The organism is Rodentibacter trehalosifermentans (genome assembly GCF_002000545.1).
Lineage (GTDB): Bacteria > Pseudomonadota > Gammaproteobacteria > Enterobacterales > Pasteurellaceae > Rodentibacter > Rodentibacter trehalosifermentans.
The window spans coordinates 1-1,134 of sequence record NZ_MLHL01000096.1 but is presented as its reverse complement, the minus strand read 5'-3'; the positions used below and the strand labels follow the sequence as shown (position 1 = coordinate 1,134).

At 45.3% G+C, this 1,134-nt stretch carries 1 protein-coding gene and 1 pseudogene; one reads left to right on the top strand and one right to left on the bottom strand.

Annotated elements, in window-relative coordinates:
• On the top strand, positions 1 to 945 hold a 945-nt coding region (locus tag BKK52_RS12755), incomplete at its 5' end, for a penicillin-binding transpeptidase domain-containing protein (protein WP_279626520.1).
• 75 nt (positions 946 to 1,020) lie between these two features.
• Here the strand turns inward: BKK52_RS12755 and ilvH are convergent.
• Positions 1,021 to 1,134: pseudogene (gene ilvH, locus BKK52_RS12750) on the bottom strand (acetolactate synthase small subunit); the annotation flags it as partial.

Sequence of the window (1,134 nt, the reverse complement as noted above, 5' to 3'; positions counted from 1 at the left end):
TATTTGACCGCACTTTCCTATCCGGAACAGTTCCGCCTCAATACACCGATTAATAATCAACCTATTACAATTAACATCAAAGGTAGCCCGCCTTGGCAGCCACGAAATTATGATCGCAAATATAGCGGTTCAGTGATGCTGATGGATGCCCTTGCCCGCTCTTTAAATATCCCAACGGTCAATATCGGCATGAAAGTGGGATTAACTCAAGTGATCGATACGCAAAAAGCCATGGGCTGGGACAATGTAGCCATCCCAAAAGTGCCAGCAATGCTACTCGGCTCTTACGCCATTTCCCCTTACGATGTGACAAAACTTTATCAAACCATCGCCAACCAAGGGGGAAGGATTGATTTAACCACCGTAGAGAGCATTGCCGATCGCCAAGGTAACCTCATTTATCAGCATAAAAAAGAAGCCGAGCAGGTGGTGCCGCAAGAAGCGGCGTTCCAAACCTTATTCGCTATGCAACAAACGGTGGAACGAGGCACGGCTCGAAGCCTTCAAAATGACTATGCCAACCTTCATTTAGCGGGCAAAACCGGCACAACAAATGATGCACGGGATACTTGGTTTGTGGGGATTGACGGGCGACATGTCAGCACCATTTGGCTAGGACGTGATGACAATGGGGAAACCAAACTGACCGGCGCTTCCGGTGCATTGCAAATTTATAAAGACTATCTCAACCGTGTTTACATTGAAAAATTAAAGCTCCAAAAACCGACTGCGATAAAATGGGTTGGCATTAATCAATACGGAAGTTGGGATTGTGGTAGCAACCGTACCATTCCGGTTTGGGCAAATAAAGGACAAAGTTTTTGTAGCAACGCACCTGTTTCCGCCCCTGCCCCGACTTCGCAATCTAACAGCTCAAACGAACCTCGTGGCAGCCTATGGGATGTGTTAGATAAAGCACCGATCGAGGAAGCCAAACCGGAATAACCCGCTCATTAACCATAAAAAAATCTGCATCTTAACTTAAGATGCAGATTCAAGGTTATCTCAGTATTCTTCTTATTAGAGAATGTTTTTCTCTCCTCTCGACAAACTGATCAATCCTGAACGCACAATTTCAAGTAAGGTGGTTTCTTCTTTCACCGCTTTCACAAAAGCATCCAGTTTGTCTTTTGT